The following is an 18,980-nucleotide window of genomic DNA, read 5'->3' as shown; positions in this document are numbered from 1 at the left end:
CGCCCCGGTCAGACGACGACGTGGCCGTCGTCGCCCTCGCGGCGGGTGAGCCCCCGCTCGGTGAGCACCTCGAGCAGTGGCATCACCACACGCCTCGAGGTGTCGAGGTGGGTGCGCGCGCCGCTCGGGGTGAACGGCTGCGGTAGTTCGCGGAGCCGTCGCACCGCCTCGTCGACCGCGCCCGGGCCCAGCCACACCCCGGGTCCGACGCCGGTGAGGAGTCCGGCCCGTTCGCAGGCGGCGAGCTCACGCGGTCCGAGGCCCAGCCCGGCCAACTCCCCGGCGGTCGGGGCGTCGAACGGCCTGCCCCGGAACCGCTCGGCCAGGGTGTCCGCCGCCGCGCGGACCGCCGGGGGCAGACCCGGTCCGTCCCCGGCGACCACCCGGCCTCCCTCCGCCCGCAGCGAGGCCGCCGCCGAGTGCTCGAGGACGGCCGTGAGCAGGGATGCGTCGGGCAGCCCGAGGGCGCGGCGGGCCGCCTCGGTGGGCAGGCCCGGATCGAGCGGATCGGCGCGGTCGTGCTCGCGCACAGCCTCGACGAGGGTCTCGGCGAGGGCGGCGACGTGCCCGGGGTCGATCAGCCAGCCGCGGTGCGACTCCTCGAGGGGTGGGACGGTGATCCCCCATGCGCGCAGATCGTCGACGTGGGCCACGCCGCGACGACGCAGCTCCGAGGGCAGGTCCGGGCTTTCCGGTGTCGCCGCCAACTCCTCGGCCCGGCGGCGTGCCGCACCGCGGCGACGCAACGCCGGCGGGGCGGGATCCAGCACGACGGCGCCCGCCGGGATGCGGTCGGCTCCCGGTTCGCGCAGGATGAGCCGGTCCCCCACCCGAAACGGCAGCGGGTCCGCGAGCGTCAGGCGGGCATGCCCCTCGTCGAGGGGCCGCACGTGGGCGGCTGTCGCGGCGGATCCGATGTGCACCATCACCGACTCCGGCAGCGCGTCCATCCGCCCGTCGACGCGCACGTCGAGGGTCTCGACCGGGCGCCACCGCCGCGGGGTGACCAGGGTGCTGCCCCGCGGAATCTCGTCCGCGGCGACGCCGCGCAGATTCACGGCGACCCGCGACACCGCCGCCACCTCGTCGCGCCGCTGCCCGAGCGACTGCAGACCGCGAACGGTGACCTGGGGACCGCCCGGGCCCAGCTCCAGCGTGTCCCCCGCCCGTATGGTGCCCGCGGGAAGCGTGCCGGTGACGACGGTGCCGGCGCCGCCGATGGTGAACGACCGGTCCACCCACAGCCGCACGTCGGCGTCGCTATCGGGCTCCGGCAGAAGCGTGCCCAACCGGGCGAGCTCGCCGCGCAGGGTGTCCATCCCGGCGCCGGTGACGGCCGACACGCACACCGACGGTATGTCGGCCAGGGGTGTCCCGGCCATCGCGTCGCGGGCCTCCGCCAGCGCGAGGTCCGGGTCCAGCAGGTCGCTACGCGTGATGACGAGGACCCCGTGCTCGACGCGCAGCGCGGTGAGCGCGTCAAGGTGTTCGGCGGACTGCGGCATCCAGCCGTCGTCGGCGGCCACCACGAACATCACCGCGGGGACGGGTCCGATCCCGGCCAGCATGGTGGGGACGAACCGCCGGTGGCCGGGCACGTCGACGAACGCGACCGTGCGGCCGTCGTCGAGGGTGGTCGAGGCGTACCCCAGATCGATGGTCAGGCCGCGGCGGCGTTCCTCGTCCCACCGGTCCGGCTCCTCGCCGGTGAGCGCGCGGACGAGCGTCGACTTTCCGTGATCGACGTGACCGGCGGTGGCGACGACGAACATCAGGTGGGCGCCTCCGCCCGGAGCACGAGCCGCGCCAGCTCGTCGTCGTCCCCCGGCGGTACTGCGCGCAGATCCAGGAGGCACCGGCCGTCGGTCACGCGCCCCAGGACGGCGGGGCGTCCGGCGCGCAACGTCTCGGCACAGCGCTCCGGCAGGGACACCGCGGCGCTCGGGAGGTCGACACCGGGCGCGCCCCCACCGCCGACGGCGGCGACGGACCGAACGGCCTCCGCATCAAGCCCCGCCGCGCGCAGTCGTGCGGCGATCCGCTCGGCCCGCGCCCGCAGTTCGGCGGGGTCGGCCTCGAGACCGGCGACGACGGGCGGGCGCGGGCCGCGCAGCGTCGCCTCGAGGGCCGCCAGCGTGAGCTTGTCGACGCGCAACGCGCGCGCGAGCGGATGGCGACGCAGGCGCTGCACGAGCGCGGCGTCGCCGGCCATGATCCCGGCCTGCGGGCCACCGAGGAGCTTGTCGCCGCTGGACGTCACGAGGTCGGCGCCCGCCGCGAGCGTCGTGGTCATGTCCGGCTCGTCCGGCAGCGTGGGGTGGGGGGCGAGCAGCCCCGAGCCGATGTCCACCACCAGCGGCACCCCGAGATCCCGCAGTTCGGCGGGCGGGACGGACGAGGTGAAGCCGCTCACCACGAAGTTGGAGGGGTGGACCTTGAGGACGAAGGCAGTGGTGTCGTCGATCGCGCGGGAGTAGTCCTCGGCGTTGACCCGGTTGGTCGTGCCGACCTCCCGCAACCGGGTCCCCGTGGATTCCAGCAGCTCCGGCAGGCGGAACCCGTCGCCGATCTCCACCATCTCCCCGCGCGCGATGACGATCGTCCGACCCGGCCCGCCCAGCGCGGTCGTCGCGAGCGCCAGGGCGGCCGCGCCGTTGTTCACCACGTGGACGTCGCCCGCCGTGGGCACGGCGGCCCGCAGTGCGTCGAGAGCGCCGCGGCCCCGCCTGCCCCGGCGACCCGTCGCCAGGTCCAGCTCCACGTCATTGGTGCCCGCGGCCTCGGCGAGCGCGCGTACGGCGGCGTCCGACAGCGGCGCCCTGCCGAGGTTGGTGTGCAGCAGGACACCACTGGCGTTGAGGACGGGCGTCAGCGTCACGGGCGCGCCGGGCAGCGCGTCGAGCACCGCGTCGACGATCCCGTCGGGCGGGAGTGCTCCGGCCCGGGCGCGGCCCTGCGCACCGCGGATCTCACCCTTGACCAGCTCGCGGCCCAGCCCGTCGACCGCCTCGGCGAGCCGGGGATCGCGGAGCAGGACGTCGGTGGACGGAATGAGACGACGCGGATCGGGCGACGGCGCCCCCGACCCTGTCCGCGGCTGCTCGGTGATCGTCCGTTCCCCTTTTCGGATCGGTGCCGGTGACGGTGAGGTTGTGGCGGAGGCGGACGGGAATCGAACCCGCCTGACCGAGATACTCGGCCACGTCGGTTTTGAAGACCGCGGGGACCACCAGGTGCCCGGACGCCTCCCTGCCCCACGAGACTAGGCGGTGTTCCCCGGCCGCGCCCACCGATCGGCGCCGCCTCGTTAGGGTCGGACCATGACCACCGAACCCATCTCGCCCGCCGCCCGGCTCACCTCGTACGCGCACGGGGGCGGGTGTGCCTGCAAGATCCCGCCCGGTGCTCTGGAGAACGTCGTTGCCGACCTCATCGGGGCCCCGGTCCGCGATCCGGCCGCGGAACTCATCGTGGGCCTCGACGACGGCGACGACGCGGCGGCGGTGCGGATCACCGGTGGCCGGGCCGTCATCAGCACGGCCGACTTCTTCACCCCCGTCGTCGACGACCCGTACGACTGGGGGCGCATCGCCGCGGCCAACGCACTGTCCGACGTCTACGCGATGGGCGGGACGCCGATCATGGCGATCAACCTGCTGTGCTGGCCGATGGACGTCCTGCCGTACGAGATGGCCGGACAGGTGCTCCGCGGTGCCCAGGAGGTGTCCGGCGCCGCCGGCTGTCACGTGGCCGGCGGGCACAGCGTGGACGACCCCGAGCCCAAGTACGGCATGGCCGTCACCGGGCTGGCGGACCCGGACCGGCTGCTGCGCAACGACGCGGGCCGGGCCGGGGTGCCGCTGTCGCTCACCAAGCCGCTCGGGATCGGGATGCTCAACTGTCGGCATAAGAACACCGGCGAGGTGAGCCGCGAGGCGATCGAGACGATGACCACCCTCAACGACGCCGCCTCCCGCGACGCCCTGGCCGCCGGGGTCGAGTGCGCCACGGACGTCACCGGATTCGGCCTGCTCGGCCACCTGTACAAGATGGCCCGGGCCAGCGGCGTCTCGGCCGTGATCGACCCCGCCGCGGTGCCCTACCTCGAGGGCGCCCGTCAGTCGCTCGCCGACGGATACGTCAGCGGCGGGACGCGCCGCAACCTCGACTGGGTACGTCCGCACCTCGCGGCCGACGTGGACGAGGACGAACTGCTCCTGCTCGCCGACGCGCAGACTTCCGGCGGGCTGCTCGTGGCCGGGGAGATCCCGGGAGGCACCGTGATCGGCGAGCTCGTCCCCGCCGGAGACGCGGCGATCACCGTGCGCTGACGGGGCCGGGCTCCCCGCACCTCGCCGAGAAGAGGGTTTCGCACACCCGCTCTCGGGCGATACCGGCGAAATCCTCTGCTCGGCGGGAGGGTGAGCGCGCGCGGCGGGAGGGTGAGCGCACGAGGGCGGGAGGGTGAGCGCGCGCGGCGGGAGCCGCCCCGCCGGTTCAGGCGGGGCGGTCGAGGCGGGCGAACGCGTCGAAGATGCGGGCCCCGTGGGCCAGCGCCCGCTCGTCCAGCACGAAGCCCGGATGGTGGAGGTCCGTCTCCTCGGACTCGCCGTCCCACACCCCCAACCGCAGGTAGACGCCGGGGATCTCCTCGGTGTACCAGGCGAAGTCCTCGCCGCCGCTGGACTGGTCGGCGGTGCCCACCCCGTCGGTTCCGAGCACCGATTCGACGGCCTTCGCCGCGAGGTCGGCGCACTCGTCGTCGTTCACCACGGGCGGCACACCCTGGATGTACTCGACCTCGGTGCGCGCCCCGTACAGGGCACCGATCCGCTCGACCGTCTCGCGGACCAGCGGCTCGACGGTCGCCCACACATCGCGGTCCGCGCTGCGCAGCGTGCCCCAGATCTCGCCCGAGTCGGGGATGACGTTGGGCGCGGACCCGCCGGCCTTGATCGAGGCCCACGTGAGCACGGTGCCCGACCGCGGGTCGATCCGTCGGTCGATCACGCCCGTGACGCCCGTGACGATCTGGGCCAGGGTGAAGACGGTGTCCTGGGTCTCGTGCGGACGCGCGGTGTGCCCGCCGTCCGAGTGGACGGTGATGCCGATCTTGGCGTTGGACGAGGTGATGGCCCCGCCGGTCACGCCCACCTCGCCGACCCGGCGGTGCGGGTCGCAGTGCAGCGCGAGGATGCGGTCGACGCCCTTGACCACGCCCTCCTCGACGCAGTCCTTGGCACCGCCGGGCATCGTCTCCTCGGCCGGCTGGAAGATCAGGCGCACCGGGCGGGGCGGCGGGTCGGCGACCAGCATCTCGGCGGCGCCCAGCAGCATCGCCGTGTGGCCGTCGTGCCCACAGGAGTGGCTGACGCCCTCGACCTCGGAGGAGAAGGACTCGCCGGACTCCTCGCTCATGGCCAGCGCGTCGATGTCCGCGCGCAGCGCCACCACGTCGGTCGACGTGGCCCCGTCGACGGCGGCGACGTCGCACCACAGCCCGGTGCCCACCTCGAACCGCTCGGGCTTGAGCCCCATCGATCGGAGCTCGCCCTCGATGTACTCGGTCGTCTCCCGCTCCTCGTAGGACAGCTCGGGGTGGGCGTGGATGTGCCGCCGCCACCCGACGAGCCGGCCCTCGAACCCGGTCGGGTCGGGGGTCTCATTCTTCTTGCGTCCGAACATCGAACACCTCCTGGCAGAACTGGACCACCCGGTCGCCGAGAAGCTGCCGGTTGGCCAATTTCACGAATTCATGACCTTCGTCCTCGAACAGCAGGACGTCCACCGGTACGCCGCGCCGGCGCAGGAACTCCACGGCCTGATCGGTCTCGCTGAGCGGCACATTGGTGTCGTGCGCGCCGTGGACGAAGAGCATCGGGACGTCGACGTGGTGATACCGACGTAGGGGCGAGGCCTCCCGCAGCAGCTCACGTTCCTGAAGCGGGTTGCCGTACTTGGGGTAGGCGGCCGCGGCGATCCACGGCTCGGTGGTGCGGTAGAAGGTCTGCAGGTCGCTCATCCCGCATGCGGCGATCCCCCCGCACCACCGGCCGGGGTGGCGGACGAGGGTGGCGTTGACCAGGTAGCCGCCGTAGGACCGGCCCGAGACCACCGCCCGGCCGGGATCGGCGATGCCCTCGTCGATCAGGTGCAGCAGGGCGTCCTCGACGTCGTCGATGCCGGAAAAGCGGCCGTAGCGGTCGTCGGCGTGACTGAAGAAGCGGCCCGATCCGGTCGACCCGCGCACGTTGGGCGCGAAGTAGGTCACGCCGATGTCGAGGTAGCGGCGGGCGATGTCGTTGTACCCGGGGCGCGACTGCCCCTCGGGACCGCCGTGGAGGTGGACCACGGTCGGGCCCGGTTCGTCGCCGATGTCGGGACGGTACAGCCAGCCGCTGAGCTGGAGCCCATCTCGGGCGGTGAACTCGACCAGCGTCGGCGCGGGGTCGGGCTGCTCGGGCGGCCGCCCGGTCCACCTCCGGTTGTCCACGTCGTACATCACGGTGCGGGGCGGCTGGTCCAGGCTCTGGACGGTGAGCGCGAGCAACCTGCCGTCGGCGGTCAGCGAGGGGGACGACGCCACGACCTCCGGGAGCGGCGGCCGGACGATGACCCGGGGGCGTTCCGGCCGCAGGTCGAGGACCTCGATCTCCGACAGGCCGCCGCGCACGTTCCACAACAGGACCGCGGTCGAGCGGTCCAGGCTCACCTCGACCTTGTCGAGATCGGCGTCCCTGCGGAACGCCACCGGCCAGGACTCGGTGGAGTCCTCGTCCGCCTCGACCGCGAGCAGGCCCATCCGGTCGGCCGAGTGGTCGCTGCGCACGATCATCCGCATGGGGCGGTCAGCATCCCCCGCGTCGAGGATGACCCCGGCGTCCGTGGTGGAGCCGGTGTCGACGGGCAGCAGTGGCCACCACCGGCCGTCGGGGACGATGCGCAGCAGCTCGCGGTTCCCGCGGGCACCCACCCGGAACAGCGCGGCACCGTCCCACGCGTGGACCAGTGCGCCGCCCATCCGTCGATCGACGACGGTGTGCTCCCCGGTCTCGGGGTCCACGAGCCGGCCCTCGGCCAGGCCCTCGGAGTCGAACGCCGTCACCGCTAGCAGGTCGCCGTCCCAGCCGACGATCTGGATGGTGGCGTCGCCCACGGTGTCGACGGGGTAGACGTCGTGATCGTCGGGGTCGGTGGTGACCAGCCAGATCCGTTCGCGCTCGCCGCCGTCCGGGGCGACCTCGCAGGCGAGCCACCTGCCGTTGGGCGAGTAGGCCACGCGGCGCACGGGGCCGTCGACGGGCAGCACGACGTCGCGCTCCGGCCCGGCCCCGTCCAGCCCGCCCGGCCCCAGCGGCCTCTGCACGGCGCGCGGGTAGCCGGTGCGCTCGGTGACCACGCACGCCAACATCGACCCGTCGGGCGACAGGTTGGGGGACGTGGTGTGGCGGATCTGGGTGGGCCCCCCGGCGGCGTCGTCGGGGGGTCCCGCGACGTCGCGGGACTCGGCCTCCTCGGTGACCTCGACTTCGACCTCGGTGGTGTCAGGCACGGTGAATCCAGGTGTCCTTTCCGCCGCCTCCGCTCGAGGCGTTGACGACCATGGTGCCCGCCGGGGCCACGCGCGTCAGTGCGACAGGCGGGGCCGTGGCGGCGATCTCTCCCCCCTCACCGTGCCGCAACATGACGAACGCCCGCATGTCGACGTGGCGTCGCTGCAGTTCGCGGCCGTCGAACGTCGGCAGGGTGGACAGTGACTGCACCTCCTGCGCGACGAACCGGTCCCCGTGGCGGCGCAGCTCGTCCCGACGCTCGTCGAGCTCCCGGGGCGAGCATTCCGGGCCCACGGTGATGTCGGACCCGCCGTAGCCGTCGATCGGCTTGACCACCAGCTCGCCGAGCCGGTCGAGGACCTGTCGACGCTGGTCGGGGTCGGCGCACAGGTACGTGTCGACCTGGCCGATGAGGGGCTTCTCGCCCAGGTAGAAATCGATGATCTTCGGGACCATCGCGTAGATCGCCTTGTCGTCGGCAGCACCGTTGCCGGGCGCGTTGACCACGGCGACGCCGTGCTCCGCCATCGCGTTCAGCAGTCCGCTGCGCAGCGCGGTGCCATCTGCGCCCGTAGAGGACAGGAGCATCTCCTCGTCCATACGGACGTAGAGCACATCGATCTTCTGCCGCTCCCCGCCCTCGACCCGCCACAGGGCGGAGTCCTCGCACACCAGGTCCGAGGGCGTCACCAGGGCGCCACCGACCGCCGCCGTGACACTCTTGAGGTCGTACGCCTCGAGTTCGTCCTCGGCGACCACCACGCCGATGGCGGGATCGTCGACCCCCTCGGGCGCGGCCGCCCGCAGGGTGTCGGTCAGCATCGCCAGCGCCTCGCGGGGGTCGTGGACCTCCGACCGCGCACCGAACTCGGGGAAACCCTCGGCGATCCGGTCGCGCAGTGCGACCGCCATCGCCATCCCCCCGGGCATCCGCAGATTGTCCTCGAGCACGATCCACTCGCCCGGCGCCGTGGAGACCAGGTCCACGCCACACACCGGGGCGTGCAGGACGCCCTCGGGCACCGCGCGTCCGGTGGGACGGAATCCCGGTGCCCGCTGGAGCGCCTCCGCGGGAACCACGCCGGCCCGGCTGATCTCGCCCGCCCCGTAGATGTCGCGCAGGAACATCTCCATCGCGCGCGCCCGCTGCTCGATGCCCGCGGAGATCCGCGCCCACTGGTCGGCCGGGACGATCCGCGGGACGGAGTCCAGCGGGAAGACCTGCGGCTCGTCCTTGCCGTACACCTTGAGCGTGATGCCCATGGAGCGCAGCGTGTCGTCCACCTGCTCCTTGCGCTCGCACAGGACCTCGGGGCCCATGTCGGACACGGCCTTGAGCAGGTCCACGTACTCGGGCCGCGGGTTGCCGTCCTCGGAGATGGCCTCGTCGTGCACCTCCTCGGTGACCGCCTCCCCGAGCGGCGAGTAGGCGGCGAGCATGTGCCGCATCCCGCGGTCGTCGGCGGTGTCCCGCGGGCGGATCCGCTCGACGGTCTCGGCCAGCAGGACGGCGATCACGTCGCTGCGGCGTCCCCGACGGCGGTGCGCCGCGCGTTGGCGGGTCGCCGAGGTCGCGGAACCGCGGACCCCGTCGAGCAGGTTCAGCACCAGGTCGAGTTCGCCACCGGCCCGGAGGTGGTCCACGTGGTCGTCGACCAGTCCGGTGAGCACCTCGGTGGCGGGGCGGGGGCGCCCGGTCGCCACGTCCACGAGGTCCCCCTCGAGTCCGGAGCGTGCGGCGCGCCAGAACGCCGCCGCCAGCACGGCGTCGGAGGGTCCGTCCCACCCGCCGGATCCGGTGCCCTGCGCGGCGTCCCGTTCGGCGAGGACGCGGTCGACCGCCGCGCGGAACAGGGCGGCGACGACGACGAGGGTGTCGATCGTGCTGCACGAATCGCAGGCCACGAGTTCGATCCCGTCCCCGTCCCGGGCGGGGCGGACGTCGACCGCGATCCCCTCCCGTCCCGCGACCACGCCGGTGGCGACGATCTCGTCCTCGCAGGCGAGCGCCTCGTCGGCGGTGTCGGCGGCATAGGCGGGCAGGTGTGCGGGCGACCACTGGCTCTCGAAGTAGCGGGTGGAGGCGTACCCGGTATCGGTGCCGTCGGCCCAGTAGGGGGAACTCGCCGACAGTGCCAGCAGCACCGGCGCGAGGGCGGCGACCCGTCGGGCCGCGTACTGGGCCTCGTCGGTGTCGGCGGTCTCGACCACCACCCGGAAGCCGGCGGAGGCGCGGGTCTGCGACTCGCGGCCCGGCGCGGGGTGGGGGTCCTGCGGCGCTGGGTCGAACTCCACTCCGGGCGAGGCCAGCGACCCTGCCGCGACCACCCCGGTCCGCAGTCCGTTGGCGGCCTCCGCCAGGCGGGTCCGGTTACGGCGGAGGGCGTCCCCGAGCTCGCCGAGCCCGGTGTGGGCGCCCGCGTCCGCGACCACGATCGCGCCGTGTTGCTCCGGCCGGACGTGGCCCTCCTGTCCCCGTTGCCCGGTGTCGCCGAGAGCGGCGAGCACCTCCGTTGCCCGCCGAACCGGTCGCCGGGTCCTCGTGTCGACGAGGTGGAGTTCCTCTTCGACTCTGATCCATCGCTGTGCGTCGGTCATCATTCCCACGCTAAGCGAACCCGGGCGAGCCCGCACCCGCAGCAGCTCTCCGGGCCCGGCGCGGGGGTCACCGCATGATCCACGTGTCCTTGCCGCCGCCGCCCCGCGAGGAGTTGACGATCATCGATCCCGCCGGCGCGACCCGGGTGAGCCCGGCCGGGACCGCGTGTGCGGTGGTCCTGCCCCCCTCGCGTCGGACGTGGGCGAACGCGCGAAGGTCCACGTGTCGGCGCTGCATCCGGGTGCCGTCGAAGGTCGGCAACGTGGACAGGGGCACGACCTCCTGGGCGATGAACCCCTCCGGCCGGGTGAGCAGGTCCTCCCGGCGGGCGGCCAGCTCCGCCTCCGAGCACTCCGGCCCGATGGTGATCCCGAGTCCGCCGTACCCGTCGATCGGCTTGACCACCAGCTCGCCGAGGCGGTCCAACACGAGGTCCCGCTGCGTCCGGTCGGCACACAGGTAGGTGGGGACCTGCTCGAGGATCGGGGTCTCCCCCAGGTAGAAGTCGATCATGGCGGGGACGGAGGCGTAGACGGCCTTGTCGTCGGCCACCCCGTTGCCGAGGGCGTTGGCGATGGTCAGGCGTCCGGCGCCGAGCGCGTCGAGCAGCCCGTCGCGCAGCGGGATGCCGTCGTCGCCCGGCGAGCTGAGGAGCATGTCCTCGTCTATCCGGGCGTACATGACGTCCACCCGGTGCAGGTCGCGGCCCGCGCGATGGTGCAGCACCCCGTCCCGGAAGGTGAGCCGGTCTGGCGTGACCAGCGGCAGTCCGGTGCGCTGCGCGATGAGTCGGTGCTCGAACCAGGCCGAATCTGCCGACCCGGAGGAGACGACCGCGAGCTGCGGCTCGTCCCCGGCGGCCGGCGGGGCGGCCGCCTCGAGCGTCTCGCGGATCATGCCGAACGCCTCGTCCGGCGCGTGGAGATCGAACCCGCCCGTGAGGTCGCCGAACAGGGAGGTGGTCATCTGTCGCAGGGCGTGGGAGAAGGCGATCCCGGAGGGCACCCGGACGTTGTCCTCCAGCACGAACCACGTGCCGTCGTCCCCGCACACCAGGTCGATCCCGCAGATGTGCGCCCGCGTCCGACCCGGCCGCTGTACGCGTCCCGTGCTGCGGTGACCGGGGGCGCGGTCCAGGGACTCGGGCGTCATGTGCCCCGCGCGCACGAACTCGCGCTGGCCGTAGATGTCGTCGAGGAAGGCGTCCAGGGCGCGGGCGCGCTGCTCGGTGCCGGCGGCCAGCATCTGCCACACCTCGGGCGAGAGGATGCGGGGTACGAAGTCCATGGGGAACGCCTGGGGCCGCTCCTGTCCGGTGACCCGGAACGTCACCCCGGCCACCGAGGCCTCCTTCTCCGCCGTCACCTGTCGCGACCGGAGCCGCACGGTGCCCGCCCGGTCCAGGGCCGACATCACGGGAGCGTAGGCCTCTCGGGGGGCACCCCCCTCCTCGACCGCCTCGTCCCAGCTCGGGTCGGCGTCGAGGCCCTCGATCGGTTCGTAGACGCCGAACAGTCGTGAGTGGGCGTCGGGGACCGCCGACCGGGGACCGCTGATCCCGGCGGTCTCCGCCGCGAGCAGGTCGACCACGTCGTGGGGGTGTCCCCGCCGACGGAGGGCCTGGCGCTGCCGGAACGCACTGCTGCCGTTGTAGAGCGCGTTGTCGAGCAGGGTGCGCACGGTGTCGAGGTCGCCCGAGCGGCTCAACTCGCCGGTCAGGGACTCCACCAGATCCGAGACGACGTCGGTGGCGGGCCGGGCCCGGAAGGTGACGGGGTCCACCAGATCACCCTCGAGGCCCGGGCCTCCACCCGGATCCGGACGCCACAGTAGATCTGATCCCGGGCCAGGTACTCGTAGTCGGCCAGGAGTCGACGAGTCCTCGGCGTCTCGTCGACGAGGGCGGATCCGGGGGCACGAGCGGGACGGCCCCGGCGGCGACCACCGCCAGCCCGAGCTCGGCCCCCGCCCCGTTGAGCCCCGCCCGCTCCGCGCGGAGGGCCGACCGCAGCTCCGTCGCGGACCCGGCAGGGGCGGTCGCGGCGCGGATGACGCAGTTGCGCAGTTCCTCTCCCGCGCCACCTCCACCCCGCAGGGCCAGCAACTCCGCCGCCCGGGGCGTCAACTCCCTGCTCGCGGTGTCGAGGACGTGCAGGTCCTCTTCGACGACCATCGACCTCAACACTGCTTCCATAAAGGAAATGTAGGGCCGGGGGGCGGAGTTCACATCCGGTCGGGTTGGGGGAAGGGTCTCATCGGATCCGGGTTCAGCGCGCCTTCCACACCGGGGCACGCTTCTCCGCGAACGCCCTCGGGCCCTCCGCCGCGTCCTCGGAGGTCATGACGGTGATCATCTCCGTGTCATTGACCTTCCACTGGTCGACCTCCGCCGGACGCCCGCCGTCGGTGATACCGAGCGCGACCCGCTTGGTCCCCTGGACCGCCAGCGGCGCGTTGGCGGCGATGGTCCCGGCGAGCTCGAGCGCGGTGTCGAGCAGCCGGTCGGCCGGGACGACGTGGTTGATCAGGTGCAGGTCGAGCGCCCGCCCGGCGGTGATCGGCTCGCCGGTGAGCATCATCTCCATGGCCACCCGGTGGGGCAGCTGGGCCGGCAGCCGGAACGCGCCACCGGCGGCGGCGATGAGCCCACGCCGCACCTCCGGCAGCCCGAACACCGAGTGGTCGGCGGCCACCACGAGGTCACAGGCCAGGGCGATCTCGCAGCCCCCGCCCAGTGCGGTGCCGTTGACCGCGGCGATCACAGGGACCGAGACGTAGTGCTGCATCATCCCCGCGAATCCCCACTGCCGGTTCTCGGCCGGGAAGATGTCCTCACCCCGGGAGATGGCCTTGAGGTCCGCGCCCGCACAGAACGACCGCTCTCCCGCGCCGGTGATCACCACGACCCGGATCTCGGGATCGGTGTCCGCCTCGTGCAGGGCGTCGCCCAGCAGCGTGCTGACCTCCCCGTTGACGGCGTTGCGGGCCTCCGGGCGGTCGAGGGTGACGAGCAGGACGTGGTCCCGGCGCTCGGTACGGACGGCGGGACGGTTCTCGGTTGAGGTCATGGGCCCAGTCTCGCCCGGCGGTGGCCGCCCCGCAGCGCCTCCGCGCTATTCGGCCCTCTCCGCAGCGCACCGGGCGCAGGGTGCGACGGAGCGTGCACGGTGTCTCCCCGGCCCGGGCCCATGCGCTCAGCTGTGCAGCGGCGTGACCGGCGGGACGAACTCGCAGCCCACCGGACGCGGGTTGCCCGGGTCGAGCGCGTTGAACACCAGATCGCGAGCGACGGGGTCGGTGACGATGGAGACGTGCTCGGAGAAGTCCAGCGGGCAGTAGTCCTGCACCACGTGGTTCTCGGCATTGGGCCCCTCGACGTACCCGCTGGTGTACGGGGTGACGATCTCGTCGATGTTCGTGAGGATGTTCGTGTATCGCACGTCCGGGTGGTACGGGGTCCCGTCCCGCCACAGGTCGTGGAAGAACCGGCTGCCCGCGAGGACCTGGTTGCACGCACCGCATCCGACGGCGTGGATGAAGTCCTGGACCTCGTCGCGGATGCCCACCTGCCCGAACGCGTCGAAGATCGTGGAGAGGAAGAACGCCGTGCTGCCCCGCCACACCGAGCCGAGCCCGACGTAGTTCTCGACGTAGCGGTGGCCGCCCATCTCGTTGACGTAGACCGCCGGCATGATCGTGCCCTGCGAGTGCCCCACCAGATCGACCTTGTCCGCTCCGGTCGCCTCGCGCACCCGGTCGACGAACCCGGCGAGGTCGTCAGCGCCCTCCTCCATCGTCCGCGTTCCGCCCAGTGCGTTCAGGGGCCAGGGGGCCTCCGGATGCGCGGCGTAGGTCAGGGCGTAGACGCAGTACCCCTCGTTGGCCAGGCTCGGTGCGAGGTAGGCCCAGTTGTCCTGGCGGTTGAGGAACGTGCCGTGGACCAGGACCACCGGGCGCGGGCGGGCCTCGGTCAGTTCACAGTCCCAGTCGTTCGTGGCCGGGTGCTCGCCGAGGGGGTTCTGCACCTCCGCGCGCAGTCCGTCGACGAAGGACGCGGGCACCGGGTGCGGGCCGCCGGCGGTCGGCGCGGGAACCGCGCCATCCGCTACACCTGTGGTGGCGGCCGCAGGCGGGGTGGTGTCACCGGTCTGCGCGGCGTCACCGGTCTGCGCGGCCGCGCCGGAGGGAACGACGACGAGGGCCGCCATCGCGAGGACGAGGGCGGGCACGAGATGTTTCACGTGAACCCCTTCCGGTGACCAGGCGCCTCCACCCCCGGCGAGGTAGTGTGAGCCGCTTCGGATATATTTGATTTCGATTATCGGTCGTCGGCGCTCCCCGTGGGTGCCCCTTCTTTCGTGAAACGAGGTGGCGGACGTGGCCCCAACACGACTCGCCCAGCGCCCCCAGCTCTCCGAGGAGGTCGCCGACCACGTGCGGACCCGCATCATGAGCGGGGAGGTCCGTCCGGGGGACTTCATCCGGCTCGACGAGACCGCCGCCGCTCTCGGGGTGAGCGTGACCCCGGTCCGGGAGGCGCTGCTCACCCTGCGTGGCGAGGGCCTCGTCGATCTGGTGCCCCGGCGCGGTTACCTGGTCTCGCCGATGAGCCGGCAGGACATCGAGGACATCTTCTGGCTCCAGGCGGAACTGTCCAAGCGGATCGTCGACCGGGCCATCACCCGCTACGACGCGGAGACACTCGAGTTCCACGCGCGGCTGATCGATGACTTCGAGAAGGCCTCCGCGTCCGGTGACACCGACGGCGTGGTGCACGCCCAGTACGCCATTCATCGGACGCTCAACCGGACGTCCCGCTCGGACAAACTGTCCCGTTTCCTGTCCAACGCCGCCCGATACATGCCCTACCGGCTGTACGCGGACGACCCCGAGTGGCGTGCGGGCGCGCTGGTGGACAACAGGCGGATGCTCGAGGCGCTGCGTGACGGCGATGTCGAGACCGCCCACGCGGTGGTGGACGCCGAGTTCGCCGGTGGCGCGAGGCTGCTCATCGCCCACCTCGAGCGGGCCGGGGTGTGGGACGAGGAACGCGAGCCGGAGCTCGCCGCGGAGGCCTGAGCCTCACATCAGCGACCGGCCGGTCGTCAACCGCCACCTCAGGTCGACCAGCAGGATGCGGTAGGTGATCGTCCGGACGGTCGCCGGCAGCAGCCCGTTCAGCCGTGCGGTCACGGCGAGGAACAGCTCGAAGCGGCGCTGGTCGCGCGGGCTCCACGGGAGACCGAGCTCGTCCCGGAACGCCCGGTGCAGGAAGCCGGTGGTCACCCACTTGTTGATCCGCCCGAACAGCAGGGTGGTGGGCTGCGGCAGCATCCGGAGTTCGGTCAGCCCGATCAGGTGCTCCCGGACGGGTCCGTCGAAGCGGATCCGCGACATGCCCTCACGCCAGTAGTCCTCGAAGTCGGCCCGGGTGGCGGGCCACTGTTCGGGCCGCACCTGCAGTGTCGTGCCCAGCGACGGCGCGGACGCGTAGAACGCCTCCCTGTCGGAGTCGGTCATGGGGCCGTGCAGCCACTCGAAGACGTCCTCGAACCCGATGTAGAGGCACGCGGCCACCCACATCTGCAGCCGGGGATCGTTCGCGCTGTACTTCACGCGGCTCTCGGGCGTGGAGAACACCTCCCGGTGGATCCGGTGGACCTCCTCGCTGTAGACCCTCTTGTCCTCGTCGCTGCCGAGCGTGGCCACGGCGAGGTACTGGAAGGTCGTGCGTGCGCGTTTGAGTGGGCGCTTGTAGACGTTGCCGGTGTCCACCCGGCTCTCGCGCACTCCCCAGCCGACCTCGGGCCAGGCCAGCTGCATGATCACGTTGGCGACACCGCTGGCGGCGCCGAGCGAGTCGACCGCGTCGGTGACCTCGGGCGGTCTCCCGCGGGTGACCGGGGGCGCGGGATTGCGGTGCAGTTCGGTGAGCACGGGCGGTTCTCCTTCGGTGGTGGGGTCAGGCGAGTTGGGCGTCGTCGAGAAGCCAGCGGTCCCCGTCGCGGACGATGGTCACGACCATGCGACTGGAGTCGACCCGCCCCTCGGGCACGGTGACGTTGGCGACCTCCTGGTCGAGGAACACCAGCACCACGGCGCGCTCCTCGTCGATGCTCTCGACGGCCGCGTGGCTGACGGTCCCCGTCGAGGTGCCCTCGCCGCTGGCGAGGAGCTCGCGCAGGCCGTCGGAGACCTCGCGGTACCGCTCGGCGAAGTCGGGGGTGGCCTCGGCGACGACGGCGTCGAGGTTCGCGTCCACGTCCGCGTGGTCGTACGAGGCGAGCTGGGTCACCAGGCGGGTGGCGTCGGCGGCGGCGGTGCGGCGGAGTTCGTCGTCCCGGTGGTTCTGCCAGGCCAGATAGCCGAGGACGGCGGTCGCCGCCAGCAGGGCCACGATCATCAGGACGCCCGCGATCCGCCGGGCACGGCCGCGACGACCCCCGGACCCCGCGGGCTCGGCGGGCGGTTCGGGCGGGTCGGGCGGCTCGGTCGGGTCGGGCGTCGTCTCGTCAACCACCATTGCTGCGCAGTCCTTCCATCATCGTGGTCCAGTACGCGGCGATCTCGGTGCCCGTGGGGACGAGCAACGGATCGGCGGCGACGTCCGGGCCGATCCGGGTTCCCGGCCGGGTCGCCCCCGCCAGACCCTCGCCGTTCGGCCGCGGGGCGGCCCGTGATCCGCGCTGGGCGATGTTCTCCCCCGGCGGGCAGTACATGCGCAGGTCGGGCTCCTCCCAGGAGTGGTCTCGCACGTCGCGCGGTTCGTACGGGTACACGCACAGCGGCCCCTGGGTGGCGATGAGGGCGAAGTCGGCGCGGCCGTCGCGCACCGAGCCGGCCAGGGCGCGCAGCCCCCGCTCCCCCTGGGTCAGGCCCGCCTCCCAGGCCGGCCCGCGGTCCCGGAACACCGGGGTCACCACGAGGGTGTTGGCGAGAAGCCCGGCCGCGTTGTCCCGGTTGTCGTCGAGCAGCCTCTGGGCACGGAGCATCGCCTCGGGTGAGCGGTCGAGCAGGTACACGAGGGTGTCCTCCCGACGGGCCAGCTGCGCGGTGACGTCACGCGCCGCCGTCACCGATCCGGAGACGGGTGCGTCACGGGCGGCGAGCGCGCGCACGGTCACCAGGCCGTCGTCGACGAGACCCCGGAAGGTCGGGGCGCGGTCGGCGAGCACGGTGGCCAGCCGCGCGGTGTCCTCGATGATGGTGCCCAGACGCGGTCCGTTGCCCTCGAGTGCGGTGGCGGTGCTGTCGCCGAACGAGGCCAGGGACCGGGGGTCGACGGCACGCAGCGAGGTGTCGATGTCGGCGATGAGGTCCTCCAACGGCGGGGACTGCACGTCCTCCGGGACGCGCAACTCGTCACCCTCCCCGAGGTAGGGACCGTCCGCGGTCTCGGGCCGCACGTCGAGCCGGTTGTCGCCCAGCGCGGTGCTGGTGACCACCTTGGCCAGGGAGTCCCGGGGGATCCGGGTGCCCTCGAGGATCCTGAGGTCCAGCCGGACCCCGCCGACGCCGTCGAGCTCGGCGCCCCGGACCACCCCCACGTCCGCGCCGCGGTACGTCACCCGCACCCCGGGCCCGACACCGCGGGCGTCCTCGACGTGTGCCATCACGCGGAAACCGCGGGAGACGTCGGCGTCCTGGCCGATGTAGCGGATGCCGTAACCGATCGCCACGACCGAGATGAGGGCGAAGAGCAACGCCTGGGCGACGATGTGTCGGTTCACGGTGCACCTCCGGTCGGCGGCAGGGTGTCCGGGGGCCCGGTGACACCCGGCGGCAGGGGCCGGCCCGCACGCGCCTCACCGCCGGTACCGAGGACGTCGAGAGTGCCCGTGAGGTCGAGATCGCCGTCGAAGACCAGGTGGTCGCCGCGGGCCGCCTCGTCGAGCTGGATGACGAACTGTTCCAGCGCGGCGAGGGTGGGGGCGACCTCCCCGCCGAAGCCCTGCATGTCCTCGAGCAGGACGGTCAGGGTCCGCAGCGACGGGGCGATCCTCCCGTCGGTCTCCGAGGTGAACCGGTCGACCTGGACCGTCAGCGCGGTGACCGTGTCCATCAGGGCGACGATCGTCTCCCTGCTGCGGGCGGCTTCCGTGACCAGGTCCGCCGACACGTCCAGCCCGCGGTCGAGGAGGTCCCGGCGGCCGGCGAGCGCGGCGTTGACCCGATCCAGGGCGACCAGCGTGCGGTCCACGTCGTCCCGGTGCGCCTCGTACAGCGCCAGGGCCCGCTCACCGCGCTCGCGTATCCGGCCGATCTCGTCGCCGCGGCCACCGAGGGCCACGGTGAGTTCCTCCATCACCGAGCCGAGCTGGTCGATCCCGCTGCCGTTGAGCAGCAACCCGAGCGAGGCCAGGCTCGACTCGAGGTCCGGCCCTACGCCGGTCCGCGTGCGGGGGATGAGCCTCGTGTCCTCCAACAGCCCGGCGGTCGCCTCCCCGCGGGGGGCGCTGAGCGCGATGAAGGGACTGCCCAGAGCGGTCGGGAGACGGATCTCCGCCAGCACGTCGGCGGGAACCCCGGAGTCGCCTTCGAGACGGACCCCGATCACCGCGTCGGTGCCATCGGTGTCCACCGCGCGTACCCGCCCCACCAGTGCCTCGCCGTAGCGGACCTCGGCACCGGGCGCGAGACGGTCGGCTCGTTCGAACCGCATCTCCACGTCCGTGGACCCCTCGCCGGTGTCCATACCGAGCGGGAGCGCCTGCAGTGACAGGGCCGGGGAGTGCGCGGCGACGACCGCCGCCAGCACGAGCAGCACCACCCCTGTCATCGCGATGAACCCACGGACGACGTGCGGTCCCGTTCTGGTCTCCCTCATG

15 protein-coding genes and 1 tRNA gene are annotated in these 18,980 nt (G+C 72.8%); 2 read left to right on the top strand and 14 right to left on the bottom strand.

The window, feature by feature from the left end; all coding sequences use genetic code 11:
- Positions 1–8: 8 nt before the first annotated feature.
- The 3 genes from selB to AC3DEV_RS10770 all read right to left on the bottom strand — a co-directional run bounded on the left by selB (position 9) and on the right by AC3DEV_RS10770 (position 3,249).
- A complete protein-coding gene (gene selB / locus AC3DEV_RS10780) occupies positions 9–1,772 on the bottom strand; it encodes a selenocysteine-specific translation elongation factor (RefSeq protein WP_488372095.1) in 1,764 nt (587 codons plus the stop codon).
- On the bottom strand, positions 1,772–3,034 hold the full coding sequence (gene selA / locus AC3DEV_RS10775) for an L-seryl-tRNA(Sec) selenium transferase (RefSeq protein ID WP_488372194.1): 1,263 nt from the start codon (positions 3,032–3,034) through the stop codon (positions 1,772–1,774). Before selA ends, selB begins: the two co-directional genes overlap by 1 nt.
- Positions 3,035–3,153: 119 nt before the next feature.
- Positions 3,154–3,249: transfer RNA gene (locus AC3DEV_RS10770), tRNA-Sec, on the bottom strand.
- Between the two features lie 71 nt (positions 3,250–3,320).
- Between AC3DEV_RS10770 and selD the strand changes: the two genes are divergently transcribed.
- Positions 3,321–4,331, top strand: coding sequence for a selenide, water dikinase SelD (selD, locus tag AC3DEV_RS10765; RefSeq protein ID WP_488372094.1), 1,011 nt, complete (start codon positions 3,321–3,323; stop codon positions 4,329–4,331).
- A gap of 166 nt (positions 4,332–4,497) precedes the next feature.
- Here the strand turns inward: selD and AC3DEV_RS10760 are convergent, their stop codons facing one another.
- From AC3DEV_RS10760 to AC3DEV_RS10730, 7 genes are all read right to left on the bottom strand, one after another.
- Positions 4,498–5,685: a M20 family metallopeptidase gene (locus AC3DEV_RS10760; protein WP_488372093.1), complete on the bottom strand. Its 1,188-nt coding sequence runs from the start codon at positions 5,683–5,685 to the stop codon at positions 4,498–4,500.
- A complete protein-coding gene (locus tag AC3DEV_RS10755) occupies positions 5,663–7,552 on the bottom strand; it encodes a S9 family peptidase (protein ID WP_488372092.1) in 1,890 nt (629 codons plus the stop codon). Before AC3DEV_RS10755 ends, AC3DEV_RS10760 begins: the two co-directional genes overlap by 23 nt.
- Positions 7,545–10,151, bottom strand: coding sequence for a glutamate-cysteine ligase family protein (locus AC3DEV_RS10750; RefSeq protein WP_488372091.1), 2,607 nt, complete (start codon positions 10,149–10,151; stop codon positions 7,545–7,547). Before AC3DEV_RS10750 ends, AC3DEV_RS10755 begins: the two co-directional genes overlap by 8 nt.
- Positions 10,152–10,218: 67 nt before the next feature.
- Positions 10,219–11,934, bottom strand: coding sequence for a circularly permuted type 2 ATP-grasp protein (locus AC3DEV_RS10745; protein ID WP_488372090.1), 1,716 nt, complete (start codon positions 11,932–11,934; stop codon positions 10,219–10,221).
- Positions 11,935–11,938: 4 nt separating this feature from the next.
- Entirely contained in the window at positions 11,939–12,346 is a 408-nt protein-coding gene (locus AC3DEV_RS10740) for a glutamate-cysteine ligase family protein (RefSeq protein ID WP_488372089.1), read from the bottom strand.
- A gap of 73 nt (positions 12,347–12,419) precedes the next feature.
- Positions 12,420–13,220 (bottom strand): crotonase/enoyl-CoA hydratase family protein, encoded by an 801-nt coding sequence (locus AC3DEV_RS10735; protein ID WP_488372088.1) that lies wholly within the window; start codon positions 13,218–13,220, stop codon positions 12,420–12,422.
- A gap of 126 nt (positions 13,221–13,346) precedes the next feature.
- On the bottom strand, positions 13,347–14,393 hold the full coding sequence (locus AC3DEV_RS10730; RefSeq protein WP_488372087.1) for an alpha/beta fold hydrolase: 1,047 nt from the start codon (positions 14,391–14,393) through the stop codon (positions 13,347–13,349).
- A 127-nt stretch (positions 14,394–14,520) separates the two neighbouring features.
- Here AC3DEV_RS10730 and AC3DEV_RS10725 point away from each other — a divergent pair, with 127 nt between their 5' ends.
- Positions 14,521–15,231 (top strand): GntR family transcriptional regulator, encoded by a 711-nt coding sequence (locus tag AC3DEV_RS10725; protein WP_083249549.1) that lies wholly within the window; start codon positions 14,521–14,523, stop codon positions 15,229–15,231.
- Between the two features lie 3 nt (positions 15,232–15,234).
- On the opposite strand, the gene AC3DEV_RS10720 is transcribed toward AC3DEV_RS10725, so the two are convergent.
- From AC3DEV_RS10720 to AC3DEV_RS10705, 4 genes are read right to left on the bottom strand one after another with little or no spacing between them, the layout of a single operon-like run.
- Complete coding sequence (locus AC3DEV_RS10720) at positions 15,235–16,089, bottom strand: oxygenase MpaB family protein (RefSeq protein WP_488372086.1); 855 nt, start codon at positions 16,087–16,089, stop codon at positions 15,235–15,237.
- Positions 16,090–16,114: 25 nt separating this feature from the next.
- Complete coding sequence (locus AC3DEV_RS10715) at positions 16,115–16,675, bottom strand: hypothetical protein (RefSeq protein ID WP_488372085.1); 561 nt, start codon at positions 16,673–16,675, stop codon at positions 16,115–16,117.
- A complete protein-coding gene (locus AC3DEV_RS10710; RefSeq protein WP_271800324.1) occupies positions 16,665–17,882 on the bottom strand; it encodes an MlaD family protein in 1,218 nt (405 codons plus the stop codon). The genes AC3DEV_RS10715 and AC3DEV_RS10710 overlap by 11 nt, the downstream gene beginning before the upstream one ends.
- A complete protein-coding gene (locus AC3DEV_RS10705; RefSeq protein ID WP_488372084.1) occupies positions 17,879–18,979 on the bottom strand; it encodes an MlaD family protein in 1,101 nt (366 codons plus the stop codon). Before AC3DEV_RS10705 ends, AC3DEV_RS10710 begins: the two co-directional genes overlap by 4 nt.
- Between the last annotated feature and the right edge of the window lies 1 nt (position 18,980).

Source organism: Dietzia sp. IBK-p2-15D, from assembly GCF_057773105.1.
The sequence above is the reverse complement of the archived record's forward strand: the minus strand, read 5'-3'. Positions and strand labels throughout refer to the sequence as shown.